The following is a 25,742-nucleotide window of genomic DNA, read 5'->3' as shown; positions in this document are numbered from 1 at the left end:
ACAGAACGTTGTTCTTTTAGATAGAACTATGAGGTGTCGAATGAGCGTTTCCGGGTATCCAGAGGTGCTGGTCAGCGAGGTCGGGCCGCGAGACGGCCTGCAGAGCATCAAGGCCGTGATGCAGACGGCGGACAAGCGGCGCTGGATCACCGCGCTCGCCGCGGCCGGCCTGCGCGAGATCGAGGTCGGGTCGTTCGTGCCCGCGCGGCTGTTGCCGCAGATGGCCGACGTGCGGGAAGTCGTCGCGCATGCGCTGGCGATTCCCGGGCTGCACGTCGCCGCGCTCGCGCCGAACCTGCGCGGCGCCGAAAGCGCGTTCGAGGCGGGCGTCCACAAGCTGACGTTGCCGGTCTCGGTGACCGAGGCGCACTCGCTGGCGAACATCCGCAAGACGCCCGCGCAGATGATCGACGAGGTGCGCGCGATCGTCGCGCTGCGCGACGCGCGGTTTCCGTCGGTGCAGATCGAGGCCGGCGTGTCGGTCGCGTTCGGCTGCACGCTTGCCGGCGCGGTCTCCGACGACGAGACGATCGCGATGGCGGCTGCGATGGCCGAATGCGGGGTCGACGAGATCGGTCTGTCCGATACGAGCGGCTATGCGAATCCGGTGCAGGTGCGCCGGCTGTTCACGCGCCTGCAACGCGAAGTCGGCGACAAGGCCGGCGGCGCACACTTCCACAACACCCGCGGGCAGGGGCTCGCCAACGTCGTTGCCGCGCTCGACGCCGGCGTGACGACGATCGACGCGAGCCAGGGCGGTCTCGGCGGCTGCCCGTATGCACCGGGCGCGACCGGCAACATCGTCACCGAGGATCTCGTGTTCCTGCTGGAGTCGATGGGGATCGACACGGGCATCGACGCCGATGCGCTGCTCGCCGCGCGCGCGATCCTGCACGCGGCGCTGCCTGCCGAGCCGCTGTATGGCCACGTGCCGGACGCGGGGCTGCCGAAGGGATTCCGTTACGCGGACGGCCGTGCGCCGTCGGCGGCCCAGCCGGAAGGTTGCCTGACGGGAGTCGCGCAATGAACGATCGCCAACCGGCCGCGGCGCTGCCGTACGAAGGCGTGCGCGTGATCGAGATGACGCACATGGTGATGGGCCCGACCTGCGGCATGCTGCTCGCGGATCTCGGCGCGGAAGTCATCAAGATCGAACCGATCGCGGGCGACAGCACGCGTGCGCTGCGCGGTTCCGGCGCGGGCTTCTTCGGGATGTTCAACCGCAACAAGAAAAGCCTCGCGGTCGACGTGAAGGATCCGCGCGGGCTCGAGATCGTGCGGCGGCTCGTCGCGACGGCGGACGTGTTCAGCGAGAACTTCAAGAGCGGCACGATGGATCGGCTCGGGCTCGGCTACTCCGCATTGTCCGCGCTGAATCCGCGCCTGGTGTACGTGTCGCACAAGGGTTTCCTGCCGGGGCCGTACGAACATCGCACCGCGCTCGACGAAGTGGTGCAGATGATGGGCGGTCTCGCGTACATGACGGGCCCCGAAGGCCGGCCGTTGCGTGCGGGCTCGAGCGTGAACGACATCATGGGCGGGATGTTCGGCGCGATCGGCGCGATGGCCGCGCTCGCGCAGCGCGAACGCACCGGCCGCGGCCAGCAGGTGCAGAGTTCGCTGTTCGAGAACAACGTGTTCCTCGTCGCGCAGCACATGATGCAGTTCGCGGTGACGGGGCAGGCCGCGTCGCCGATGCCGAGCCGCATTTCCGCGTGGGCGGTCTATGACGTGTTTTCGGTGAAGGACGGCGAGCAGATCTTTCTCGCGGTCGTATCGGACACGCAATGGGCGCTGTTCTGCGACGCATTCGGCCTCGCCGCGCTGAAGGACGATGCGCGTCTTGCAACCAACAACTTGCGCGTGCAGGCCCGCGAGTGGCTGCTGCCCGAACTGCGTGCGCGGCTCGCCGAGCATTCGGCCGCGGAGATCGGCGCGATCTTCGAATCGATCGGCCTGCCGTATGCGCCGATCACGAAGCCGCAGGACCTGTTCGACGATCCGCATCTGCTCGCGACGGGCGGGCTCGAAGCCGTGACGCTGCCGGCCGACGCGAGCAGCGCCGGCCGGCCGGTCGACACGCGCACCGCGCTGCTGCCGCTCACGCTCGCGGGCGAGCGCCTGCGGCTGCGCGCGGCGCCGCCCGCGCTCGGTCAGGACACGTGCGCGTTGCTCGGCGAACTCGGCTATACGCCGGACGAGGCCCGGGCGCTGATCGAAGCCGGCGTCGTCGCCGGATCGCACGGACACGGCGCGGACGGCCAACCGCCGGACGTGGCGGCCGATGCGCCTTCGGCGAACGAAGTGGCGAGCGCGTAGCGCCGCCGCGATCCATCGAACGAACAACAGGCGTCCTGCCCGTGCGATCGCGCGGGCGAGGAGCGCCGTATCCACGGAGACAACCATGACATCCGCTTCCCCGGCGCTGGCCGCCGATCGCGAAACCGACGCGTCGATCGAGCAACGGGCCGTGCGCAAGGCCGCGTGGCGTTTCATTCCGCTGCTCGCGCTCGCGTACTTCTTCAACTACCTCGACCGCACGAGCGTCGGGTTCGCGGCGCTCACGATGAACCGCGATCTCGGCTTGACCGCGACGCAGTTCGGCTGGGGCGCGGGGATCATGTTCGCCGGCTATTGCGTGTTCGAGGTGCCGAGCAATCTCGCGCTGTATCGCTTCGGCGCGCGCCGTTGGCTCGCGCGCATCATGATCACGTGGGGGCTGATGGCGGCCGCGACCGCGCTCGCGACCGGGCCGACGAGTTTCTATGCGATCCGGCTGCTGCTCGGCATCGGCGAAGCCGGGTTCTTTCCGGGCGTGATCTTTTTCCTCGCGGTGTGGTTTCCGGCGAGTTACCGCACCCGCGTGCTCGCGTGGTTCACCGTGTCGACACCGCTGTCGTCGCTGATCGGCGGCCCGTTGTCGACGTGGCTGCTGCAGCTCGACGGCGCGCTCGGCCTTGCGGGCTGGAAGTGGATGTTCATCGTCGAAGGGCTGCCCGCGTGCGCGCTCGGCTTTTTCGTGCTGAAGCTGCTGTCCGATTCGCCCGCGGATGCCGCGTGGCTGTCGAGCGACGAGCGTGCCGCGCTGCAGCGCGCGTTCGAGCGCGAAGGCGCGGCCGCCGGACGCAAGAAGCACTTCGGCGTCGCGCTGCGCGACGTGCGCGTGTACGTGCTCGCGCTGATCTCGTTCGGCTTCACGATGGGTTCTTACGGGATCGGCATCTGGTTGCCGCAGATGCTCAAGGCGCACGGCATGTCGACGATGCAGACGGGCTGGCTTTCCGCGGTGCCGTACTTCTTCGCGACCGTCGCGCTGCTGTGGTGGGCGAAGCGGGTGGACCGGCGCGGCGGCCCGGTCGCGAACCTGGCGATCGGGCTGGCCATCGGCGCGGTGGCGCTCGGCGTGTCGACCCACTTCCTGACGCTCGGGCCCGCACTCGTCGGCATCACGCTCGCGCTGATCGGCACGATTGCCGGCCGCACGATCTTCTATACGCTGCCTTCGCGCTTCCTGTCCGGCCAGGCGGCGGCCGGCGGGCTCGCGCTGATCAATTCGATCGGCGCGCTCGGCGGATTCGCGGGCCCTTATCTCGTCGGCTACCTGAAGGACGGCTTCGGCACCTTCACGGCCGGGATGCTCGGCCTCGCGATCGTGCTGGCGATCACGACGCTGCTCACGCTGTCGCTGTACGCATTCGACCGGAGCGAATGACATGGATGCGACCATTTCGATCAAACGACGCCGGTTGCTCGGTGCGGCCGCCGCATCGCTCGCGCTCCCTGCATGGGCCGATACGCGCGCGCCGGCTGAAAACGGACCCTCCCGCATGACGACCCAAGGCAACTATCTCGCAGTGCGAAGCGACTGGCTCGCATCTGCGCTCGAACCCGCACTCGATCCGGATCTGCCGATCGTCGATGCGCATCATCACTTCTACGAGCGGCCGGGCTGGATCTACATGCTCGACGACTATCTGCAGGACGCGCGATCCGGCCACAACGTCCAGGCATCCGTCTACATGCAGGCGCTGACGCGCTATCGCGACGCGGGCCCGGCCGAACTGAAGCCGGTCGGCGAGACGGCCTACGTCGCCGGCGTGACGGAGCCGCTGCAACGCAGCGGCCCGGCCGTCGCGAAAGGCATCGTCGGGCACGCGGACCTGCGGCTCGGCGAGCGCGTGCGCGACGTGCTCGAAGCGCATGTCGACGCGGGGCGCGGACGCTTTCGCGGCGTTCGACACCTGAGTACCTGGGATGCCGATCCGTCGCTCGCCAATCCGCTGTCGGCGGTGCCGCGCGGGCTGTTGCTCGACCCCGCGTACCGGGCCGGCGTCGCGCAGCTCGCGCCGCTCGGACTGTCGTACGACGCGTGGCTGTTCTTTCCTCAATTGCCCGAGCTGTTCGATCTGGCGAAGGCGAACCCCGACACGCGGATCGTCGTCAATCACTGCGGCGGCGTCGTGCGGATCGCGAGCTACGCGGACCAGCGGCCGGAAGTCTTCCAGCGCTGGTCGGCGTCGATGCGCGAACTCGCGCAGCTGCCGAACGTATTCGTGAAGGTCGGTGGCCTCGGCATGCGGATCAACGGGTTCGATTTCGAGAAGGGCACGCGGCCGCCGTCGTCCGAACAGCTCGCCGCCGCGTGGAAGCCGTGGATGCTCACGTGCATCGAGGCGTTCGGCGCGAAGCGCTGCATGTTCGAGAGCAATTTTCCGGTCGACAAGGGCTCGTATTCGTACGTGAACGGCTGGAACGCGTTCAAGCGGCTGACCGCACACGCGAGCCCGGACGAGCGCGATGCGCTGTTCCGCGGGACCGTCTCGCACGCGTACCGGCTCGGTTGACGCACCGAGCACGTCGCGTCGCGCTGGCTAGCCCGTCTCGACCAGCGCCGCCAGCCGGGCGAGCGCCATGCGCCAGCCGGTCTCGTTGTCGGCCGCCGGCACGCCGGGCGGCACACCGTCGTGCACCGCGTCGACGCGTGTGCCGCCAGCTTCGTCGGACAGCGTGATCGTGATCGTCATCGCGCCGCGCAGCATCGGATCGTCGGTTTCGAACACGTCGATTTCGACGATCCGTTCGTCGGGCACGAGCGTCACGAAGCGGCCGTGATAGGTGTCGGTGTGCGCGGTGGTCTTGCCGGTGCCGTCCGACGGTTCGTCGTAGCTCAGCGACACGCGCAGCGCGCCGCCTTCGCGCGCGTCGTAGGCGAGCACGCGGCACGTCATGCCGTCCGGCACCTTCCATTGTTCGACGGCGTGCGGATCGAGCAGCGCGCGGTAGACGCGCCCGCGCGGTGCGTTCAGGTGCCGGCTGACCCGGGTCGAATGCGTGTGCATCTGCAGCATGTGGCCTCCCGCGGAGCGCGCGCGACGGTGCACGCCGGATGCCGGCGTGTCGTCACGCTTCCTTCAGGAATCCTAGGCGCGCGCGCGGCGGCATGCAATGGCCCGCGCACGTGCTAATTCAGCGCAATGCGGACGCGAATTCGTCGAGCTGCGTGATGCAGGTGTTCCAGCCCTCGAAGAAGCCGAGGGCCTCGTGGCGCTCGCGCGTCGCGGCGTCGGGATGCATCACGCGCGCGTCGTAGCGGCAACCGGCGGCGTCATCCGCCATCGTGATGATCGCCGTGAAGCCCAGCCACGGCACCTGCGGCCGCCAGCCGCCCGCGAGCATCGACGTGAACGCGATGCGCGCTTCCGGCACGATGTCGAGGAAGCAGCCGGGGTTGTCGCTCGTGCCGCCGTCGGGGCCGCGCATGAACGTGTGGAAGGCGCCGCCCGGGCGCAGGTCGAACGCACGGACTTCGGTGGTCCACGGTTTCGGGCACCACCATTCCTTCAGCAGTTCGGGATCGGTCCACGCGCGCCAGAGCGCCTGGCGCGGCGCGCGCAGCGTGCGCGTGATGACGAGGTCATGAGCTTCGGCGGGGGCGACGTGGCGGGTTGACATGCGCGTGTTCCTCCTGGTGACGGCGTTCGACGAATTCCACGAGACGATTGGCCCGCGCTTCCCACAGCGCGCGCTGCGCGGCGAGCCACTGCTCGGCTTCGGCCAGCCGGCCGCCGACCAGCTCGCAGGTGCGCGTGCGGCCGGTTTTCCGGGTCGTGACGAGGCCGCTGCGCTCGAGCACCGCGACATGCTTCATCAGCGACGGCAGCGCCATGTCGAACGGCGCGGCCAGTTCCGAAACGGTCCGCACGCCGTTGCCGAGCGCGCTGACGATCGCGCAGCGCGTCGGATCGGCGAGCGCCTGGAATACGTCGGTGATGCCGGGTTGAAAGTTAGCCATGCGGCTAAGTATAGGCAATGCAACGGGAATTTTCGTCGCTTAGGATGATGGGGAGGTAACACCCGCCGACCAGGCCGGGCGTCGTGTTGCCGGGCATCCGCCGCTGTTTCGCATGTATCGGCAACACGGCGGCATTCCATTCGATCCGGGCGCACGTCGGCCGAACGCGTGCCCCGCCTGATATACCGGAGAGGGTATGACAGAACCTGTGACCGTCCGCCGTGTCGACGCGAGCGAAGCCCGCGCCTGCATCGACGCGCTGGCCGACGTGCTGATCGATTGCGTCGAAGGCGGCGCGTCCGTCAGCTTCATGTTGCCGATCGAACGCTCGACGGCCGTCGCGTTCTGGACGCGGGTTGCCGACGGCGTCGCGCGCGGCGAGCGCATCCTGCTGATCGCCGAGGACGCGGCCGGCCGGATCGTCGGCACCGTGCAACTCGTGACCGCGCAGCCGGAGAACCAGCCGCATCGAGCGGACCTCGCGAAGATGCTCGTGTCGCGTCATGCGCGCCGGCAGGGCGTCGCTGCGCGGCTGATGGCGGCTGCCGACGACGCCGCGCGCGCCGCCGGCAAGACCGTGCTCGTGCTCGACACCGTGACGGGCGGCGATGCCGAGCGCCTGTACGAGCGGGCCGGCTGGCAGCGCGTAGGCGTCGTGCCGAACTATGCGCTGATGCCCGACGGCGCGTTGTGCGCGACGACTTATTTTCACAAGCAGCTCGCGTAACGGGGCCGGATGCGGTCGCGATCCGGGTCGCGACCGGCGCGTGTGCGCAGCGGCGCAGCGGCGCGGCAGTACCGGCGCCGGAAGCCGGGCGAACCAGAAAAGCCGGCCGCCGCCGCCGCGGCTCCGATATATTCGTGCTGGAACACGTCACCGCCACGCCAACGGAATTGCCGCCTCGATGAAACGCTCCCGTATCGCCTTCGCCCTCACGGGCCTGCTCGTCGCGGTGCCGATCGCCGCCTACGCGCTCGTCAAGCCGCTGCGCGTCGTCGCGCCCGCGCTGCTGCCCGGCGTGTCATGCCCGAGCGCGGACATCTGCACCGACGATGCCGCGAAGCTCGGCATCGCGCAGCAGCTCTATCGCGACGGCTACGCGCGCGCGGCCGCGGCCGTCGGCCCGTTTCGCGACGCGCCGCGCGTCGTGTTCTGCTCGACGCGCGCGTGCGCCGACCAGTTCGGTCTCGGCGAACGCGCCGCACTGACGCTCGGGGATTTCGGCGTGGTCGTCGCGCCGCGCGGCTGGCAGACCTACTTTCTCGCCCACGAGCTGATCCACCACCGGCAGGCCGAAGTGCTCGGCAACCTCGCGGTCGCGACCAAGCCGCGCTGGCTGATCGAGGGGATGGCGTATGCGTTGAGCGACGATCCGCGTCATCCGCTGTCGGAGCCGTTCGAGTCGTGGCGCACGCAATTCGCGGCGTGGCATGCGGCGCTCGGCCAGCGGCCGTTGTGGGACGCCGCCAGGGCCGTGCAATAGCGATCGCGCGCGACCGGCGCCCGTCGTGCCGCTACGCCGGTACGGCCGGATCGTCGGGCTGCGCGCCGAGCGTGCGCCGGCCCGCGTCGAGGACCTCGTCGGCCAGCGCCGGATCGGTGCCGGCGATCGCGCGCGACAGCACGAGCGCACCGACCATCTGGCTGAAGACGGCGATCGCGTCGCGGCGCGTATCCGCCGCGGCCGGGCCTTCGGCGGCCACCATCCGTTCCAGCCGGTCGAGATACGCGGCGACGCCGTGCGCGTAGCACGCGCGCGCCGCGTCGGTCAGCCGGGGTGCATCGCCCGCGAAACCCGACAGCGGGCAGCCGGCTTCGACGTTGTCGCGATGCGCGGTCGACAGGTACGCCGTCGCCTGCTTCGCGACGCTGCCGGCGTTCGGTGAATCCGCGCGGTCCTGGATCGCTTTCTCCATCACCGCGGCGACCAGCGCATCCTTCGATTTGAAGTGGTTGTAGAAGCCGCCCTGCGTGAAGCCGGCTTCCTTCATCAACTCCGTCAACCCCACCGCGTCGACACCGCGCACCCGGAACAGCCGCTCGGCGGCCGCGACGATCGCGTTGCGGTTTTCGGCGGCCTGTTGTCTCGAGACGCCCATCGATCCCTCCCTCATTCCGGCAATTGCGTCGATTGAAAAACACAATGGTGATCGCCATTGACGTGTCGAAATCGCACTGACACAATGCACCGCAAAGACAATGGTGATCGACATTGACATCGAGTGTAGCCGACTTCGCGAATGAAGCGAAGCGACCGGCGCGGCACGGATGGATATCGGTCCCGGTGCGGCGTGGCGTGGGCGGCGGACTGCGCGGCTTCCGGCACGGCACCGGCGGAGCAACGGTTCGGTCCGCGATGGCGGCGTGGTTTATCACCGGATCCCGGGCGCGCGGCGAACCGGCGCGAGCGGGATCCTTTCTCCGAAAGGAACGAGCATGAAGATCGAAGGTGCAGTGGTGTTCGTCACGGGCGCGAACCGCGGGCTCGGCCGCGAGTTCGCGAAGCAGGCGCTCGAACGCGGGGCGCGCAAGGTCTATGCGGGCGCGCGCGATCCGGCCAGCGTGACGCTGCCGGGCGTGGTGCCCGTGCGGCTCGACGTGACCGATCCGGCGACGGTCGCCGCGGCCGCCGATATCGCGCGCGACGTCACGCTGCTGATCAACAACGCGGGCATCGCGCGACTCGGCAGCCTGACCGACGACGGCGCGCTCGACGCGTTGCGAGATCACTTCGAAACCAACGTGTTCGGAATGCTGGCGATGTCGCGCGCCTTCGCGGGAACGCTGGCCGGCCACGGCGGCGGCGCGATCCTGAACGTGCTGTCGGTCGCGAGCTGGGTGAACCGGCCGATCCTGTCGGGCTACGGCGTGTCGAAGTCGGCCGCGTGGGCGCTGACCAACGGGCTGCGCCATTCGCTGCGCGAACAGCATACGCAGGTCGTCGGGCTGCATGCGGGGTTCATCGATACCGACCTGACGGCCGGCCTCGACGTGCCGAAGGCCACGCCGGCCGACGTCGTGCGCCAGGCGTACGAGGCAATCGAAGCAGGGGAGGAGGAAGTGTCGACCGACGAGTTCACGCGGCAGGTGAAGGCCACGCTGTCGTCGGGCGTCTATCTGGAAGAGCCGGCGCCGCGTTGACTCGGCCGGCAGCGCGACCCCGCCGCTCGCTCGATGAGCGCGGCGGCGGGGCGTTTCGTCAGACCGTCGTGTCGATGATGCCCGGGATCTTCACGTCCGGGTTCACGTCCGCGTCGTAGTCGACGCCGGCGATCTCGAAGCCGAACAGGCGCAGGAATTCCGTCTTGTAGCCCGCGAAGTCGGTCATTTCGTACAGGTTCTCGTTGGTGACCTTGTCCCACATCGCGACGACCTTGTCCTGCACTTGCGGGTCGAGCTCCTTGTAGTCCGCGCGCAGACGGCCTTCCTCGTCGATGTGCGGCGTCGCGCCGTACAGGCTGTCCTTCAGGAGCCCGTACACCTGTTCGATGCAGCCTTCGTGCGTGCCGGTTTCCTTCATCACCTTGAACAGCAGCGACAGGTAGAGCGGCATCATCGGGATCGCCGAGCTTGCCTGCGTGACCACCGCCTTCAGCACCGACACGCGCGCGTCGCCGCCATGCGCGGCCAGCTTGTCGCGGATCGACAGCACCTTCTTGTCGAGATCCTTCTTCGCTTCGCCGATCGAGCCGTTCCAGTAGATGTCGTGCGTGATCTGCTCGCCGAGATACGTGAACGCGGTCGTCTTCGCGCCGTCGGCCAGCACGCCGGCTTCATCGAGCGCGTCGATCCACATCTGCCAGTCCTCGCCGCCCATCACGGCGACGGTGCCGTCGATCTCTTCCTGCGTCGCCGGCTCGAGCGACACTTCGCGGATCACTTCCTTGTCGGTGTCGAGGCCGCGGAACGTGACCGACTTGCCGACCGGCTTCAGCGTCGAGCTGATCGTTTCGCCCGTCTTCGGGTGCGTGCGGCGCGGTGCCGCGAGGCTGTAGACAACCAGGTCGACCTTGCCGAGATCCTGCTTGATGGTGTCGATCGTGATCTGCTTGACCTTGTCGGAGAAGGCGTCGCCGTTGATGCTGCGCGCATAGAGCCCCTTTTCGGCGGCGAATTTCTCGAACGCGGCGCTGTTGTACCAGCCGGCGGTGCCCGGCTTCGTCTCGCTGCCGGCGCGCTCGAAGAACACGCCCAGCGTGTCCGCGCCCGAGCCGAATGCGGCCGAGATCCGGGCGGCGAGGCCGTAGCCGGTCGACGCGCCGATCACGAGCACCTTCTTCGGACCGTTGGCGATCGGGCCGTGCGAAGTCACGTAGTCGATCTGTTCCTTGACGTTGGCTTCGCAGCCGACCGGATGAGTCGTCACGCAGATGAAGCCACGCACGCGCGGTTTGATGATCATGGGAGAACCTCTAGTCAGAAAGGCGCGGACGGCCTGAAATCGGAAAAATCCCGCGCATTGTAATGGAAGCGGGCGCAACGGCGGGAAAGGTGAGCCGTGGCCGCGGTCGCAGTCGCCCGCGGGCGGGACGGTCGAGGCAGCCATTCGCGTCGCCGCCCGATATTTCTCTCTTGACAGAAATAACTGAAAAAAACTAAATTCCCCGACATGGAACTCACACCGATTGCCGAACGATTCATCCTCCACTGGGGCGAAATGGGCTCGCGCTGGGGCGTCAACCGCACCGTCTCGCAGATTCACGCGCTGCTGTACCTGGCCGGCCGGCCGGTTGCGGCCGACGAGATCGCCGAGACGCTCAACGTCGCGCGTTCCAACGTCAGCACGAGCCTGAAGGAACTGCAGGCATGGCGGCTCGCGAAGGTCGTGCACGTGCTGGGCGACCGGCGCGACCATTTCGAGACGTCGACCGACATCTGGGAACTGTTCAAGCTGATCGTCGAAGGGCGGCGGCAGCGCGAGATCGAACCGACGCTCACGGTGCTGCGCGATTGCCTGACGAGCCCGGAGATCGCCGACGAGAGCCGCGAAACCGAACAGCGCATCCGCGACACGCTGCAGTTCGTCGAGACGCTCACGACCTGGTCGGACGAGATGCTGCGGCTCAAGCCCGACACGCTGATGAAGGCGCTCGGCATCGGCGCGAAGATCAGCCAGACGGTCAGGCGCAAGTCGTCGAAGTAAGCGGTACCGGACGTGCGGGCACGCAGCCCGCTTTTTTTGGAAGTGAAATTTCTGTCTTTACAGAAATAACTGTAGGTAGAGGATGAAAATGAACAGGGCATCGCGATCGATCCGCCGGCATGCCATACCGCGGAGTGCGACATGAACATCCTCCTCTGCGGCGCGAACGGCTTCATCGGGCGGGCGCTGGGCGCGCGGCTCGAAGCCGGCGGCCATCGCGTGCTGCGCGGCGTGCGGCATGCGGTCGGCCCGCACGACGTCGCGATCGACTTCACGAAGGACGTCGATCCCGATGCGTGGCTCGCCCGGCTCGACGGCGTCGACGTGGTGATCAATGCGGTCGGGATCCTTGCGGACCGGCGTGACGCGACGTTCGACGCCGTGCATCGCGCGGCGCCCTGCGCGCTCTTCACCGCGTGCTGTCGTGCCCGCGTGCGACGCGTGATCCAGATCTCGGCGCTGGGCGTCGAGCGCGGCGACACGCCGTATTTCGCCAGCAAATACGCAGCCGACACCTTCCTGCGGACGCTGCCGCTCGATTACCGGATCGTGCGCCCGGCGCTCGTCTACGGCGCTTCCGGCACGTCGGCACGGTTCTTCCGGATGCTCGCGAGCCTGCCCGTGCACGCATTGCCGGCGGGCGGCCAGCAACGGCTGCGCCCCGTGCACATCGACGATCTCGCCGAACTCGTCGCGCGGCTCGTCGATGCGCCGGCGGCCGGCAACCCGGTCATCGACGCGGTCGGCGGCGACGAAGTCGAGTATCGCGAGATGCTGAGCGTCTATCGCGCCGCGCTGGGCTTCCCGCCGGCGGCGCGCATCGCGCTGCCGGGCCCGCTGGTCGGTGCGGCGGCCGCGCTGCTCGGCGCGCTGCCGGGCGCGATGCTGACCCGCGACACGTGGACGATGCTGCGCGGCGGCAACACCGGCGATCCCGCGGCGCTCGCGGCCGTGCTCGGCCGACCGCCGCGCGGGCTGAGGCATTTCATCGGCGCGGACGCGCCCGCGCTGCGCCGCGACGCGCTCGCGATGTGGCGGCGGCCGCTGCTGCTGGGCGCGCTCGCGATCGTCTGGATCTGGACGGCCATCGTCAGCGCGTTCATCCATCCGCGGCACGACAGCCTCGCGATGCTCGCCCACGCGCACCTGACCGGGCTGCCCGCGCTGATCGCGCTCTACGCGGCCAGCGCGCTGGACTTCGCGTTCGGCGTGGCGACCGTCGTCGCGCCGTCCCGCCGGCTGTGGGCCGCGCAAGGCGCGCTGATCGTCGCGTATTCGGCCGTCATCGCGGTCACGATGCCCGGCCTGCTCGCCGAGCCGTTCGGCCCCGTGCTCAAGAACGTGCCGATTCTGGCGATCCTGTTGATCCTCTTTTCAGAAGAAGAACACGCATGAACACCTATCTCGTGATCAAGACGCTGCATATCCTGTCCTCGGTGCTGATGGTCGGCACGGGTTTCGGCACCGCGTTCTATCTGTTCTTCGCGAACCGCACGCGCTCGGTGCCGGCGATCGCCGCCGTGTCGCGCCTCGTCGTGCGCGCGGACTGGTGGTTCACGACGCCGGCCGTGCTGTTCCAGCCCGCATCCGGGCTGTGGCTCGCGCATACGGCCGGCTGGCCGTGGACGACGCCGTGGCTGGTCGCGTCGATCGTGCTGTATGCGGTCGCGGGCGCGTGCTGGCTGCCGGTCGTATGGCTGCAGATCGAACTGGCCGCGATGGCGAAGCGCGCGCATGCGAACGGCGATGCCGCGCTGCCGGAACGTTACTGGCGCTATGCGAAGCGCTGGGAGCTGCTCGGCTATCCGGCGTTCTTCGCGATGCTGAGCGTTTATTTCCTGATGGTGCTCAAGCCGATGTGAGCGAGGCAGCGCGGCCTGCAACAGCGATTTCGCCTGACGCGCTGTCGATTCTCGCGGGCTCGTGTATAACTTCGACGGGAGCGCGTCCGGGCCGTGTCGCGCCTCCCGAACGCTTCGCATTCGACCTCACAAGGAGCCTGCATGCTGCACATCCTCGGCAAGATCCCGTCCATCAACGTCCGCAAGGTGCTGTGGCTGTGCACCGAACTGAACCTGCCGTTCGAACAGGAAGACTGGGGCGCGGGCTTTCGCACGACCAACGACCCGGCGTACCTCGCGCTGAATCCGAACGGCCTCGTGCCGGTCATCAAGGACGACGACTTCGTGTTGTGGGAGTCGAACACGATCATCCGCTATCTCGCGAACCGCTATGGCGGCGACGCGCTCTATCCGGCCGAGCCGCAGGCGCGCGCGCGGGTCGATCAGTGGATCGACTGGCAGGGCACGGACCTGAACCGCTCGTGGGTCGGCGCGTTCCTCGGCCTCGTGCGCAAGTCGCCCGATCACCAGGACCCGGCGGCGATCGCGCAGTCGATCGCGGGCTGGACGAAGCACATGCAGATACTGAACGCGCAGCTCGAAGCGACCGGCGCGTTCGTGGCCGGCGACCGCTTCACGCTCGCGGACATTCCGATCGGCCTGTCGGTGAACCGCTGGTTCGGCACGCCGTTCGAGCATCCGGATTTCCCGGCAGTGAAGCGCTACATCGAGCGCCTGGCGACGCGCGAAGGTTTCCAGCAGTACGCGGGCAGCGCGAACCCGTAACGCATCGCGTGTCGCGCGCGGCGCGGCGGCGTGATTTGCCGCCGCAGCGCCGCCGCGCCGCGGCCGTCACGAGCCCGATGCCGGTACGGCCTCGAGCACGCGCGCGAGAAACGCCTCGTGATTCCATGCGGATTCCGGCCGCGACAGCCCGAGCCGCACGACCACCAGCTCGCGACTCGGCACCACGCTCACGAACTGGCCTTCATGGCCGACCGCATGAAACGCGTCGACGGGCAGCGGGCTCGCGTGCGCATCGCGATCGTTGAACGGCTCCGGCACCTTCACCCACAGATGCGCGCCGAATTCCTGGCGCGTCGACAGCGGCGTCGCGCGCGTCAGGTAGCGCACCCAGCCTTGCGGCAGCAGCCGCTGCCCGTTCCACACCCCGTCCTGCCGCAGAAGCTCCCCGAAGCGCGCCCAGTCGCGCGCGCTCGCATACATGAACGACGCGCTGCCGAGCGTGCCGGCCGCATCGGGCTCGAACACCGCGCTGCGCATGCCGAGCGGCGCGAACAGCGCGCGGCGCGGAAACGCGAGGTAGTCGTCTTCGGTGCCGCCCATCGCCTCGCGCATCACGCGCGCGACGATCGCGCTCGTGCCGCTCGAGTAGTACCACTGCGTGCCGGGCTGCGCGGCGAGCGGCATGGCCGACGCGAAACGCGCGGTGTCCGGCTGCGTGAACAGCATCACGGCGACGTCGGACAGCGGGTCGTCGTAGTCCTCGTTGAATTGCAGGCCGCTCGTCATCCGCAGCAGCTCGTCGAGCGTAATCGCCGCGCGCAGGTCGCCGCTGTCGCGCCATTCGGGCAGCAGCGCCGACGCGTCCGGCGACAGCTTGTGCTGCGCGACGAGCATGCCGGCCAGCGCGGCCGTCACGGTCTTCGTCATCGACCAGCCGGGCAGCGGCGTGTCGGCCGCGAAGCCGGGCGCATAGCGTTCGGCGATCACCTGGCCGCGCCACATCACGACGACCGCGCGGGTGCGCCGCGGCCGCGCCGGATCGGGTTCGTCGAACGCGCGGTCGAGCGCGGCCTGCAGCTTGTGCGCGTCGATGCCGGCGGGCGGGTCGGCCGGCGCCGCTTCGTGCGCGGGCGGCGGATCGGTGGCGGGCGGTAGCGCGGCCGGCAGCCCGCCGGGCGACGGTCCGAGCGCGAGCGTGCAGCCGAGCCCGGGCCGGAAGTCCGCCTCGCGTTGCGCGAACCCGGCGAAGGTCGCGACGGCGCGATGATGCTCGGGATCGATCGACGGACGCACCAGCTTCAGCAGCGGATGCACGCCGGCCATGATGTCGACGTCGATCACCGACGCGGCCGGACGGCCCGACACGAACACGCCCGAACACAGCGCCTTCGCGGCATAGCCCGTCGCGATGGGCGCGAGCCGCGACAGCATGTAGCCGGTGTAGCCGGCCGCGGCGACGAGCGCGACGGCGGCACCGCGCAGGATCAGCGATTTGAAGGGGATCGTCATGCGCGAGCGTCCTCGGTGGCGTGCCGGCCGGCAACGATGGCAACGATCCGGCAGTGTCGCAGGTTCGCGCGAGCGGTGGCAATCGTGGGGGCGGGTGACGCCGGGCGGCGTCGGTCAGGCGGCATGGTGCCCGGCGTCTGCGAATCGCATGTGTCGATCGCGCAGGTTCGAACGGGCCGCACGCGGCCCGTTCGCGGGATGCGTCATTGTGCGTTGTCGTTGTCCGAGCGCAGTGTCCAGACCGTCGCGGTATTCGTGTTGTCGTCGACGGCCGCGAACTCCGGCTGGCCTTTGCTGCCGCGCCCGAACGCGAGCCCGAATGCCGCGCCCGGCACGGTATCGACCTGCATCTGCGCGACGAAGCGCCCGTCCACCGTGAATTCGACGATCTCGCTCGGTTGCAGCGGGTCGGGGTTGACCGCATCGCCGTTCGCGGTCACGAGATGGCCGTTCGGCGCGAGCGCCAGCGCGAGCGGGCCGTGCAGGTGAGCCGCATCGAAGTAGATCATCCGTCCGACGCCGCCGTTGCGATTCGTCGTCGCGGCATTCTGGATCGCGAACACCGCGTTGTCGCCGGTCGAGGCGACATACAGGACGTCGATGTCGGGATCGTACGCGAGGCCGGTCGGGCCGACGACGAGCGCAGCGGGATCGGTCCGGTTCACGTAGCCCGATGCGATGATCTGCGAGCCCGGCAGCATCCTGACGCCGTCGCTGCCGATCATCAGCTCGATCCGTGCGACCGTCCCGTTCAGCACGTTCGACACGAACGCGGTCACGCGCTGGCCGCGGTCGATCACGGTCATGTCCCACGGTCCGTCGAGCAGTGTGCTGCTCGACAGTTGCGTGACGAGATTGCCTTGCGGACCGATGACGAGCAGCGAGCCCGGGGGGACCACGGTCTTGCCGTCCGGCGCCGGCACGTTGCCGACCAGCACGAAGCCGCTGCGCAGCACCGCGAGCGCGGTCGTCAGGCCGACATTGCTGCCCTGGAAGAACGTTGCCGGCGTCTTGCCGGGCGACAGCTTGACGACCGTCGTGCCGGTGCCTTGCGTGTTCGATGCCGCGTTGAAGTTGGATACGACGACGTCGCCCGGTTTCAGCGTGCTCCAGCTCGGCACGCCGCGCGGCACGAACGCGATGCCGTACGGATTGACGTCGCCGTTGGCGGGCACGGTCGACGCCGTGACCGACGAGACCGGCAGGATGGAATTGCCGCCGCCGGCCCACGCGAAAGCCGACGACAACGCGATCAGCCCCGCGCCGAAAGCCGCGCGGCATAGCGTGCGCGCCATCGTGCGGCGGGCGTGGGCGAGGATCGGCGGATGAACGGCAAACACGGGCGGGGCGGGCGAACGACAGGAGGGGAGAGGGTCCATGGCATGACTCCGGTTGATGATCGCGAGCAGTCATCCCGGCTGCCGGCCTGCGCAGCGCGCGGATGTCCGGCGCGGATCCGCGGTCTTGACGTGCGAGTCCGCACTCGAAATAAACGGATCGCGACGGCCGGATATTCCATCCGGCGACGGGCATTGCACGCGAGTCGGCGCGCATTGTTCGCCGCCATGGCGACACGGCCTGACAAGTTGAAATCCGGACCGCCGTCGGCCGATAATCGTCCGGCATCGTTCCCAGTCAAACCGCAATCGCAAACATCGGAAAACGCCCATGTCCTACGACAACAACAACCCGTTCGCCCGAATCCTGCGCGGCGAACTGCCGTGCGTGAAGGTCGCCGAAGACGACGCGACCCTCGCGATCATGGATCTCATGCCGCAGGCCGACGGTCACGTGCTCGTGATCCCGAAGGAGCCGGCCGCGCAGATCTTCGAGCTGTCCGGCGACGCGGCCGCGGCCGGCATCCGCATGACGCAGCGCGTCGCGGCGGCCGTGCGCGCGGCGCTCGGGCCGGACGGCGTTTTCATCGGCCAGTTCAACGGCGCGGCGGCGGGCCAGACGGTCCCGCACGTGCATTTCCACGTGATTCCGCGCTGGGAAGGCGTCGAGCTGCGGATGCACGCGCGCGACATCGCCGATTCGGCGACGCTCGAATCGGTCGCCGAGCGGATCCGCGCGCGTTTCGTGTAACGCGCAGACGGCGCGTGGTTCGGGCGGCGCCAGCGGGCGCGTGCCGCGACGCCGTGCGCGCCTGTTTCAGCGGTCACACCACGTAACACGTGTAACCGCTCGCGAAACGTGTCCCGGTGGCCCCGGCGCTAGACTCCGCGCATTGCCGCATCGAGCGACGGGAAGGGCCGGTTGTCTCTTCCGTGCCGGCCGTCGCAGGCTGCGACGGCGTGGTTTTCGCGAGATGCAACGTGCCCTCTTCGCCGGGAATCGAGTCATGTACAAAATCCTCATCACGTTTGCGCTGATCGGTGGCCTGTCCGGCTGCTATGTCGCGCCGCCTTACGGCTACTACGCGCCCGCGCCGGCCTACTACGGCTATGCGCCCGCCTATTACGCACCGCCCGTCAGCGTCGGCATCGGCGGCAACTTCCGCATTCGCTGACCGGGCGGCAGGCGCGGGCGCCGCCCGCACATCGAGCGGCCCCGTCGTTCGGCGCTTGGCCGCCGCTTCCCGCACGGACGACTCGCGCGCCGCATGACGGGCGCGTGCGCATGGCCCGCCCGGGTTCCTATACTTCACAGGAAAGCCCACTCCGGCGAGGCAGCCATGGCCGTTACGCGCAAGGTCGCAATCGTGGCGAGCGTCTCCACGCTCGTCTATCTCGGGCTCGCCGTGCTCGGCATCGGCGGGTTCGCCGCCTTCTTCTCGCATCCGCAATTGACCGTCATTGCCGTCGCGACGCTCGCGCTGGCCGTCGCCGCGTTGTTCACCGAAGGCAACCTGAGCGCCGGCGAACGCGTGAACCGCGACAACCGCTGGGTGCTCGCGGCGTTCGCGGCCAGCGGGTTCCTGCTCGCTTACTTGCCCGCGCTGACCGACCGGCTCGATGTGTGGACCTTCGGCGGCGACACGGTGCGCTGGATCGGCGTCGTGCTGTACGTCGCGGGCGGCGTGCTGCGCATCTGGCCCGTGTTCGTGCTCGGCAAGCGCTTCAGCGGGCTCGTCGCGATCCAGCCGGGCCACACGCTGGTGACGGACGGTATCTATCGGAGAATTCGCAACCCGAGCTATCTCGGCCTGCTCGTCAATGCGGCCGGCTGGGCGTGTGCGTTTCGATCGGGCGTCGGGCTGCTGCTCGTCGCGTTGACGATGATCCCGCTGGTTGCCCGCATCCGTTCCGAGGAAGCGTTGCTGCGCGCGCAATTCGGCGCCGAATACGACGCGTACTGCGCGCACACGTGGCGGCTGCTGCCGGGCGTGTACTGACCCTCGTTCGTCCTGGATGGCCCGGTCGATCCCGGCCGGCTCGTGACGCACCCGCGATGTGTTGCCACGTGTGTCGGAACCCGCGCGACGGGCGCTTCTGGCACCGCCTTCGAGTGCGGCCGGCCCACGGCCGGAGCCCCTGCCGGCGGGCTTTGCAGGCGGTTTTCGGCAACCTTTTCCGGTCCTGTTGCGGTAAACAACTTGTTACCAGAATGTCGACGGCAAGGGGGCGCGACCGATGCTATTCTTCGCCGCAAGCTCATTGAAATGAATTGGTCCGGGATTCGGCACAATGCCGGCATCGACGTCGATCGATTCAGATCGTCGTAACGAGCGGACCTTTAATAACCAGATTGCGAACAAGGAAGAATACGGGAATGTGGAAGAAAATCGCCCCCACTCTCGTCGTCGCCGTGCTGACCGGCGCGACCGCACTGCCGGCAATGGCCGGTGACATGAACAACGCGCTTGGCGGCGCGCTCGGCGGGGTCGCCGGCGCAGCGGTCGGCGGCGCGGTCGGCGGCAGCACGGGCTCCGTGATCGGCGGCGCGATCGGCGGCGGCGCGGGTGGTGCCGTGACGTCGAACCGTCGCGAACGCACCGGCGCGATCATCGGCGGCGCACTCGGCGGCGGCGCGGGTACCGCGGCCGGCAACGCGATGGGCGGCCGCACGGGCGGCCTGCTCGGCGCAGCCGTCGGCGGCGGCGCCGGCGCGGCGCTCGGCGGCAACCTGTCGCGCAACTCGTACGACCGCGGCGACTATGGCGATCGCGGCCATCGTCACCGCAAGCATCGCCATCACCGCGACTGGGACTGATCCCCGCGGGCGCGGCACGGTGCGCGGTTCGCGCACTGGCGCGCCCGACGCGGTGGCACCCTCCGACAGCCGGCCCGGCAGCTTCAGCCGGGCGGCCGTCGCCGGCAAGACCGGCACCTTCTCCCCTTCGGCAGTTCATGCCCAGCCTCGTTCGACGGGTTGGCGCCTCTCTCCCGCCTGACTTTTCCCGCTTGTAGACGGCATCTCCCGTTGCATCGACATGCAGCCGGGCAGGTTCGGCCGACCCCGTTTCGATATTGCTGATCGACGCGTTGGCGTCCGGTCATCAGGATTTCCCTCATGCGCCGACGCATCTGCGACACGCGTTCGCCGGCCGTCGCGCACCGCGGCGGGTAGTGGGAAATCGAATGGATGGCATCGCAACATTTAATTGGTCGATCAGGATCGACTTCGCTATCGTCAACGCTGCCCGCGTACGGAATCGAACCGTGCCGTCCCCCGTGCCCCGCCGCATCACCCCGAGTGTCCGCGGCCCGGCCGCCGGACCTGCAAGCATGGGGCGCCCCGCCCGCTGAACCGGGCGGACCCGTCGCGAAGCCTGGCCGACCGAACGAAGGCGCCCGCGCTTTCAAGCCACCCCGGCAACGATGTCCCGCCGCCGCATGCGTGCCCCACGCGCGTGCCGCGCCTGCCGTTGCGACCCGGGGCCGGACCAACCCATTGCCTGGATGCTTTATGTCTAAGACAACGTATTACGCGCCGCATGGCGGCCACCCGCCGCAGACCGATCTGCTGACCGATCGCGCGATGTTCACCGAGGCGTATGCGGTCATTCCGAAGGGAGTGATGCGCGACATCGTCACGAGCTGGCTGCCGTTCTGGACCAACACGCGCCTGTGGGTGATCGCGCGTCCGCTGTCGGGTTTCGCCGAAACCTTCTCGCAGTACATCGTCGAAGTGAACCCGGGCGGCGGCAGCGACAAGCCCGAGCAGGACAAGAACGCCGAAGCCGTGCTGTTCGTCGTCGAGGGCGAGGCCGAGCTGACGCTGCAGGGCAAGCAGCACACGCTGAAGCCGGGCGGCTACGCGTTCATTCCGCCGGGCGCCGACTGGACGCTGCACAACGTCAGCGATGCCGCCGTGCGTTTCCACTGGATCCGCAAGCACTACCAGGTCGTCGACGGCATTCCGCTGCCGGACGCGTTCGTGACCAACGAGCAGGACGTCGAGCCGATCCCGATGCCGGGCACCAACGGCGCGTGGGTGACGACGCGCTTCGTCGACATGAGCGACATGCGTCACGACATGCACGTGAACATCGTGACCTTCGAGCCGGGCGGCGTGATTCCGTTCGCCGAGACGCACGTGATGGAGCACGGCCTGTACGTGCTCGAAGGCAAGGCCGTCTATCGCCTGAACCAGGACTGGGTCGAGGTGGAAGCGGGCGACTTCATGTGGCTGCGCGCGTTCTGTCCGCAGGCTTGCTATTCGGGTGGCCCCGGCCGCTTCCGTTACCTGCTGTACAAGGATGTGAACCGTCACATGAACCTGACGCTGAATCCGGCGCGTTAAGCGTCGCGCGCGTTGGATCGGAAAGCCCGCTGGCCTGTGCCGACGGGCTTTTTTCATTGTGACCCGTGACCCGTCCGGAAACAGATTGACACTTTTTGCGGACGCGCAGAAGTGCCGGATGGAGCAAGGAATCGAGCGGAAGCAGAATCAGCCGCTAAACCGAAATCGGGCCCGCTACCGCGCGGCCTCTATTACATTGTCGACAGACAGACTGGCGGTCGCTTGGGATGGCTCTATGATTTCGCGCGCACGGCGCAACGGTTCCGATTCCGGGCACCGCCATCGAGGCATATGGAATCGTCGAGGTCAGGTAATGAAAGCGGTCCGCTACAGCATCAATGTCCTTGCAACGGGCGCTCTCGGCGTGCTGCTCGCGCGCTGGTTCGTCCGACTTCCAATCGAGACGTCGATCCCGTCAACCATCGAATCGATGATGGCGCTTTTCGGCGTCGACACGATCGCACATGCCGATGATGTTGAAGGAGTCGGGCTCCTTCTCGTTCTCGGTGTTTGCCTTGGTATCGCGGGTCTGATCGTATGGGGCGTGAATCGGTTGATGCGGCGATCGACGCGCCCCGGATGACCGATGACATTCGCACGAATCAACTCGCCCATCTGACGTGGGCTTTTTTCGGGCGATGCGATGCGATTCGATGCGACCGGAGCGGCAGTGCGCGCGTGCTATAGACCCAGCGCGTTCGCGGCCAGCCTCGCGACCTCCAGCCGCGTATCGTGCGGCAACTCATTTTCCATCAGCCACACCGCCGACAAGCCCGCCCACGCGAGGATCCACTGCAGCAGCCGGCGCCGCTCGAGTTCCGCTGCCTCGGCAACGAGCACGACGCGATGCTCGAAGCGCGCGGGATCCACAGCGATGTCGTGCGCGGGATTGCAGAACAGGTTCGCGTAGTCGAACGCGCGGTCGCCGCGCAACCCCTTCGGGTCGATCGCGAGCCAGCCGCGATCGCCGAAATACAGCAGGTTGCCGTGATGGATGTCGCCGTGCAGCACGACGTCGTCGACGGGCGGCACGGCCAGCAGCCGGTGCGCCGTCTCGGCCGAACGCCGCAGCACGTCGTCGTCCGTGTCGTGCGACAGCAGCGCGTGGAACCAGTCGGGCAGCGGCACGGCCGCGGGCGGTGCCGGTGCGCGATGCGCATGCAGCCGCGCGACCACGCGACATGCGATCCGGATCGCGTCGTCGTCGTGTCCCGCGGCGGACAGGCCGGTGAGCGTCGGCGCCGGCTGCGCGCGTTCGAGCAGCACCGCGTCGCTGTCGTGCAGCCACACGCGCGCGGCGCCATCCCCGTTCCACCAGGTCATCAGCGCATTGCCGCGACGCTCTTCGTCGCAGGTCGCGACCTTCAGCATCGCCGGCCGCGTGCGCCAGACGACCGGCAACAGGCCGCCGCTCGCGGTCAGGATCGGGCCGCCGTCGGGAACGAGGCCCCACAGGTCGAGGTATCGATCGAACATCCGACGATGGTACAAGCGAACCGGCTCGCGCGCCCGGTGCGCTCGGCCGTGACGACACGCCATAGGCCCACATGCACCGCGCGAGTGGCCCTCGGCGCGCTTTCCTAAATAAAATTTAGCCAGCCAAACTTTGGCTAAAGAATGTTCCGGTATTCGGGCATCCCCTCGACAATGCGCGCCTTTCGCGACGATCGGCGCCGCTCGCGCGCCGGCCGTCGCGGCACTGAAGAAGGAGCCCGACATGACCGACCCCACCGCCAACCCATCGCCGCCCCCTGCGCCGCCGTCCGCATCGCCGCGCCGCCGCGTGTGGCGCATGCTCGCGGGCGCGCTGCTCGGCCTGACGCTCGCGTGCGCGGGCATCGGTGCATGGACGATTCACCGCATCTGGACGCAACTGCCATCCGTCGAACATCTGGCCGCCTACCGTCCCGCGCTACCGCTGCGGATTTTTTCGCGCGACGGCGACCTGTTGGCCGAGTACGGCGTCGAGCGCCGCGAGTTCGTGCCGCTCGAACGCATTCCGCCGCTGATGCGCCAAGCGCTGCTCGCGGCCGAGGACGCGAAGTTCTACCAGCACGGCGCGATCGACGTCGGCGGCCTCGCGCGCGCGACCTTCGCGAACGTCGTGACCGGGCAACCGGGGCAGGGCGGCAGCACGATCACGATGCAGGTCGCGCGCAATTTCTACCTGACGCGCGACAAGGTGCTGAGCCGCAAGCTTGCCGAGATCCTGATGGCCATCAAGCTGGAGCGCGAATACGGCAAGGACAAGCTGCTCGAGCTGTACATGAACCAGATCTATCTCGGCGAGCGCGCGTACGGTTTCGCGGCGGCCGCGAACGTGTATTTCGGCAAGCCGCTCGACGCGCTGAGCGCGGGCGAGGCGGCCGTGCTCGCCGGATTGCCGAAGGCGCCGTCCGCGTTCAACCCGGTCGTCAATCCGGCGCGCGCGACCGCGCGGCGCAACTACGTGCTCGGCCGCATGCATGCGCTCGGCGAACTCGACGATGCGACCTATCGCGCGGCGCTCGACCTGCCGATCGCGCTGGCGACCACGCCGCCGCCCGGCATCGTCGCGGCGCCGTACGTCGCGGAGCGCGCGCGCCGGATGATGGTCGAGCGCTTTCACGACGACGCCTATACGCTCGGCCTCGACGTGACGACGACGATCTCGATGCGCGACCAGCGCGCGGCCGAGGCCGCGCTCGGGCGAACGCTGCGCCGCCAGCCCGGCAAGCGCGATGCGCGCAACGGGCTCGAAGGCGCGCTCGTGTCGCTGGATGCGGCGACGGGCGACATGCTCGCGCTCGTCGGCGGCGCGGATTTCGGACGCAACGTGTTCGACCATGCATTGCAGGCGTATCGCCAGCCGGGGTCGAGTTTCAAGCCGTTCGTCTATTCGGCGGCGCTGGAGAAGGGCTACTTCCCGGGCGTGCTGGTCGACGATACGCAGCGCACGCTCACGCATGCGGAAACCGGCGCGCGGCCGTGGCGTCCGCGCAATTTCGGCAACCGCTACGAGGGCTTCATCCCGGTGCGGCGGGGGCTCGTGCGCTCGAAGAACCTCGTCGCGGTCAACCTGATGCAGGCGGCCGACGCGCGCTACGTGCAGCAGCACGCGGTGGGCTTCGGTTTCGACGCGCGGCGCAATCCGGCGTCGCTGCCGCTCGCGCTCGGCGCGGGCGCCGTGACGCCGTTCGAACTCGCGAGCGCGTACGGCGTGTTCGCGAACGGCGGGATACGGATGGTGCCGCGGCTGATCCTGTCGGTGAAGCAGCGTCATGGCGGTGCGATGTACGAGGCGACGACGCCTGAAGGCGCGCGCGTCGTGTCGGCGCGCAATGCGTTCGTGATGGACAGCATGCTGCGCGACGTCGTGCGGGCCGGCACCGCGCGCGGCGCGCTCGCGCTGCGCCGCGACGACGCGGCCGGCAAGACGGGCACGTCGAACGGCTCGAAGGACGTGTGGTTCGCCGGCTATTCGTCGGGCATCGTCGCGGTCGCGTGGCTCGGCTACGACACGCCGCGCACGATGGGGCGCGCGACCGGCGCGACGCTCGCGCTGCCGGTCTGGCTCGACTACATGAAGACGGCCGTCGACGGACGCACGCCGGTCGATGCGACGCCGCCGCAGGACGTCGCGCTCGTCGACGGCGATTTCGTGTACGCCGAATACACGCGCGGCACCTGCACCGCCGACATGCCGCCGTTCATCCGCAGCCGTTTTGCCTGTGGCGGTGCGCCGGCGTCCGATGCGCCGGACGGGCGCGGCATGCCCGGCGAGCCGATGCCGGCCGCCGTCGACGCGGCCGAACGCGAACGCGTGCTCGACCTGTTCCGTACCGAAGACTGAGGCGCGCGATGCATACGCTTTATCTGATCGCGATCGTCGCGGAGGCGATGTCGGGCGCGCTGATGGGCATGCGGCGCGGGATGGACCGCTTCGGGCTCGCGCTCGTCGGCGCGGTCACGGCGCTTGGCGGCGGCACCGTGCGCGACGTGCTGCTCGGCCACTATCCGCTCGGCTGGATCGCGCATCCCGAGTACCTCGTGATCACGCTCGCCGCGGCGACCGTCGCGTCGTGGGCCGCGCGGCACGTCGCGCGCATGAAGACGCTGTTCGTCACCGTCGACGCGATCGGCCTCGCGGCGTTCACGATCATCGGCTGCGACATCGGCGCGTCGACGGGCACCGCGCCGATCATCGTCGTGCTGGCCGGTGCGATCACCGGCGTGTGCGGCGGGATGCTGCGCGACCTGCTGTGCAACGAGATGCCGCTGATCCTGCGCGAGGAACTGTATGCGAGCGTCGCGTTCTTCACGGGCACGCTGTACGTCGGGATCCAGCATCTCGGCATCGACGCGGGGTTCGCGACGGCGGTTGCGCTGGCGGCGGGCTTCACGATGCGGATGCTGGCCGTACGGCTCGGGTGGAAGATGCGCACGTTCGGTGTCGCGGACGTCGAGCGTTGAGCGTTGAGCGAGGGTGCCGCACGGACGCGACGATACGCGTGTTCTACGCCGGCACCATGAGCGGCGGCG

General features: G+C 68.7%; 27 protein-coding genes. 19 read left to right on the top strand and 8 right to left on the bottom strand.

Annotated elements, in window-relative coordinates; translation table 11 throughout:
* The first annotated feature begins 40 nt into the window (after positions 1-40).
* From PL79_RS01005 to PL79_RS00990, 4 genes are all read left to right on the top strand, one after another.
* Positions 41-1,027: a hydroxymethylglutaryl-CoA lyase gene (locus tag PL79_RS01005; protein WP_044848507.1), complete on the top strand. Its 987-nt coding sequence runs from the start codon at positions 41-43 to the stop codon at positions 1,025-1,027.
* Positions 1,024-2,319 (top strand): CaiB/BaiF CoA transferase family protein, encoded by a 1,296-nt coding sequence (locus PL79_RS01000; RefSeq protein WP_044848508.1) that lies wholly within the window; start codon positions 1,024-1,026, stop codon positions 2,317-2,319. The genes PL79_RS01005 and PL79_RS01000 overlap by 4 nt, the downstream gene beginning before the upstream one ends.
* An 85-nt stretch (positions 2,320-2,404) precedes the next feature.
* Complete coding sequence (locus tag PL79_RS00995) at positions 2,405-3,712, top strand: MFS transporter (RefSeq protein ID WP_044848509.1); 1,308 nt, start codon at positions 2,405-2,407, stop codon at positions 3,710-3,712.
* A gap of 1 nt (position 3,713) precedes the next feature.
* The gene (locus PL79_RS00990; RefSeq protein WP_044848510.1) at positions 3,714-4,844 is read left to right on the top strand and encodes an amidohydrolase family protein; all 1,131 of its coding nucleotides are present in this window, start codon (positions 3,714-3,716) and stop codon (positions 4,842-4,844) included.
* Between the two features lie 27 nt (positions 4,845-4,871).
* On the opposite strand, the gene PL79_RS00985 is transcribed toward PL79_RS00990, so the two are convergent.
* The 3 genes from PL79_RS00985 to PL79_RS00975 form a co-directional block, all read right to left on the bottom strand.
* The gene (locus PL79_RS00985) at positions 4,872-5,348 is read right to left on the bottom strand and encodes an SRPBCC family protein (RefSeq protein WP_044848511.1); all 477 of its coding nucleotides are present in this window, start codon (positions 5,346-5,348) and stop codon (positions 4,872-4,874) included.
* A gap of 118 nt (positions 5,349-5,466) precedes the next feature.
* On the bottom strand, positions 5,467-5,952 hold the full coding sequence (locus tag PL79_RS00980) for an SRPBCC family protein (RefSeq protein ID WP_044848512.1): 486 nt from the start codon (positions 5,950-5,952) through the stop codon (positions 5,467-5,469).
* On the bottom strand, positions 5,915-6,292 hold the full coding sequence (locus tag PL79_RS00975) for an ArsR/SmtB family transcription factor (RefSeq protein ID WP_044848513.1): 378 nt from the start codon (positions 6,290-6,292) through the stop codon (positions 5,915-5,917). Before PL79_RS00975 ends, PL79_RS00980 begins: the two co-directional genes overlap by 38 nt.
* A 196-nt stretch (positions 6,293-6,488) precedes the next feature.
* Between PL79_RS00975 and PL79_RS00970 the strand changes: the two genes are divergently transcribed.
* Entirely contained in the window at positions 6,489-7,019 is a 531-nt protein-coding gene (locus tag PL79_RS00970; RefSeq protein WP_044848514.1) for a GNAT family N-acetyltransferase, read from the top strand.
* A 178-nt stretch (positions 7,020-7,197) separates the two neighbouring features.
* Positions 7,198-7,776, top strand: a complete 579-nt coding sequence (locus tag PL79_RS00965; protein ID WP_044848515.1) for a membrane protein — start codon at positions 7,198-7,200, stop codon at positions 7,774-7,776.
* 31 nt (positions 7,777-7,807) lie between these two features.
* Here PL79_RS00965 and PL79_RS00960 read toward each other — a convergent pair whose 3' ends face one another.
* Entirely contained in the window at positions 7,808-8,392 is a 585-nt protein-coding gene (locus tag PL79_RS00960) for a TetR/AcrR family transcriptional regulator (RefSeq protein WP_044848516.1), read from the bottom strand.
* A gap of 337 nt (positions 8,393-8,729) precedes the next feature.
* Between PL79_RS00960 and PL79_RS00955 the strand changes: the two genes are divergently transcribed.
* Positions 8,730-9,434, top strand: coding sequence for an SDR family oxidoreductase (locus PL79_RS00955; RefSeq protein WP_044848517.1), 705 nt, complete (start codon positions 8,730-8,732; stop codon positions 9,432-9,434).
* A gap of 58 nt (positions 9,435-9,492) precedes the next feature.
* Here PL79_RS00955 and fabV read toward each other — a convergent pair whose 3' ends face one another.
* Positions 9,493-10,695 carry an enoyl-ACP reductase FabV gene (gene fabV, locus PL79_RS00950; RefSeq protein WP_044848518.1) on the bottom strand — a complete coding sequence of 401 codons (1,203 nt, stop codon included), beginning with the start codon at positions 10,693-10,695 and terminating at the stop codon, positions 9,493-9,495.
* Between the two features lie 207 nt (positions 10,696-10,902).
* Here fabV and PL79_RS00945 point away from each other — a divergent pair, with 207 nt between their 5' ends.
* The 4 genes from PL79_RS00945 (at position 10,903) to PL79_RS00930 (ending at position 14,063) form a co-directional block, all read left to right on the top strand.
* The gene (locus PL79_RS00945) at positions 10,903-11,436 is read left to right on the top strand and encodes a GbsR/MarR family transcriptional regulator (RefSeq protein WP_006760784.1); all 534 of its coding nucleotides are present in this window, start codon (positions 10,903-10,905) and stop codon (positions 11,434-11,436) included.
* A 141-nt stretch (positions 11,437-11,577) separates the two neighbouring features.
* The gene (locus PL79_RS00940) at positions 11,578-12,831 is read left to right on the top strand and encodes an SDR family oxidoreductase (protein ID WP_044848519.1); all 1,254 of its coding nucleotides are present in this window, start codon (positions 11,578-11,580) and stop codon (positions 12,829-12,831) included.
* Positions 12,828-13,298, top strand: coding sequence for a DUF2269 family protein (locus PL79_RS00935; RefSeq protein ID WP_044848520.1), 471 nt, complete (start codon positions 12,828-12,830; stop codon positions 13,296-13,298). Before PL79_RS00940 ends, PL79_RS00935 begins: the two co-directional genes overlap by 4 nt.
* 141 nt (positions 13,299-13,439) lie before the next feature.
* Entirely contained in the window at positions 13,440-14,063 is a 624-nt protein-coding gene (locus PL79_RS00930; RefSeq protein ID WP_044848521.1) for a glutathione S-transferase family protein, read from the top strand.
* A gap of 66 nt (positions 14,064-14,129) precedes the next feature.
* Here PL79_RS00930 and PL79_RS00925 read toward each other — a convergent pair whose 3' ends face one another.
* Both PL79_RS00925 and PL79_RS00920 read right to left on the bottom strand, forming a co-directional pair.
* A complete protein-coding gene (locus PL79_RS00925; protein WP_044848522.1) occupies positions 14,130-15,533 on the bottom strand; it encodes a serine hydrolase domain-containing protein in 1,404 nt (467 codons plus the stop codon).
* Between the two features lie 203 nt (positions 15,534-15,736).
* Entirely contained in the window at positions 15,737-16,912 is a 1,176-nt protein-coding gene (locus PL79_RS00920; protein ID WP_193759793.1) for a hypothetical protein, read from the bottom strand.
* A 289-nt stretch (positions 16,913-17,201) separates the two neighbouring features.
* Between PL79_RS00920 and PL79_RS00915 the strand changes: the two genes are divergently transcribed.
* The 6 genes from PL79_RS00915 to PL79_RS00890 all read left to right on the top strand — a co-directional run bounded on the left by PL79_RS00915 (position 17,202) and on the right by PL79_RS00890 (position 21,804).
* Positions 17,202-17,621 (top strand): HIT family protein, encoded by a 420-nt coding sequence (locus PL79_RS00915; RefSeq protein ID WP_044848523.1) that lies wholly within the window; start codon positions 17,202-17,204, stop codon positions 17,619-17,621.
* A gap of 256 nt (positions 17,622-17,877) precedes the next feature.
* Positions 17,878-18,045: a hypothetical protein gene (locus PL79_RS35955; protein ID WP_185500310.1), complete on the top strand. Its 168-nt coding sequence runs from the start codon at positions 17,878-17,880 to the stop codon at positions 18,043-18,045.
* Between the two features lie 165 nt (positions 18,046-18,210).
* On the top strand, positions 18,211-18,870 hold the full coding sequence (locus PL79_RS00910; protein ID WP_044848524.1) for a methyltransferase family protein: 660 nt from the start codon (positions 18,211-18,213) through the stop codon (positions 18,868-18,870).
* A 377-nt stretch (positions 18,871-19,247) separates the two neighbouring features.
* On the top strand, positions 19,248-19,688 hold the full coding sequence (locus tag PL79_RS00905) for a hypothetical protein (protein ID WP_124486109.1): 441 nt from the start codon (positions 19,248-19,250) through the stop codon (positions 19,686-19,688).
* Positions 19,689-20,384: 696 nt separating this feature from the next.
* Positions 20,385-21,221 carry a bifunctional allantoicase/(S)-ureidoglycine aminohydrolase gene (locus PL79_RS00900; RefSeq protein ID WP_044849052.1) on the top strand — a complete coding sequence of 279 codons (837 nt, stop codon included), beginning with the start codon at positions 20,385-20,387 and terminating at the stop codon, positions 21,219-21,221.
* A gap of 313 nt (positions 21,222-21,534) precedes the next feature.
* Complete coding sequence (locus PL79_RS00890) at positions 21,535-21,804, top strand: hypothetical protein (RefSeq protein WP_044849051.1); 270 nt, start codon at positions 21,535-21,537, stop codon at positions 21,802-21,804.
* Positions 21,805-21,902: 98 nt separating this feature from the next.
* On the opposite strand, the gene PL79_RS00885 is transcribed toward PL79_RS00890, so the two are convergent.
* Positions 21,903-22,697 (bottom strand): aminoglycoside phosphotransferase family protein, encoded by a 795-nt coding sequence (locus tag PL79_RS00885; RefSeq protein ID WP_044849050.1) that lies wholly within the window; start codon positions 22,695-22,697, stop codon positions 21,903-21,905.
* 241 nt (positions 22,698-22,938) lie between these two features.
* On the opposite strand from PL79_RS00885, the gene PL79_RS00880 reads away from it, so the two are divergent.
* A complete protein-coding gene (locus PL79_RS00880) occupies positions 22,939-25,053 on the top strand; it encodes a penicillin-binding protein 1A (protein WP_044849049.1) in 2,115 nt (704 codons plus the stop codon).
* An 8-nt stretch (positions 25,054-25,061) separates the two neighbouring features.
* Positions 25,062-25,673: a trimeric intracellular cation channel family protein gene (locus tag PL79_RS00875; protein ID WP_044849048.1), complete on the top strand. Its 612-nt coding sequence runs from the start codon at positions 25,062-25,064 to the stop codon at positions 25,671-25,673.
* Positions 25,674-25,742 lie beyond the last annotated feature (69 nt).

Origin of the sequence: Burkholderia sp. USMB20 (assembly GCF_000949135.2) — a bacterium.
Lineage (GTDB): Bacteria > Pseudomonadota > Gammaproteobacteria > Burkholderiales > Burkholderiaceae > Burkholderia.
Note: the sequence above shows the minus strand (reverse complement) of the source record. Positions and strands in the feature narration are given on the sequence as shown.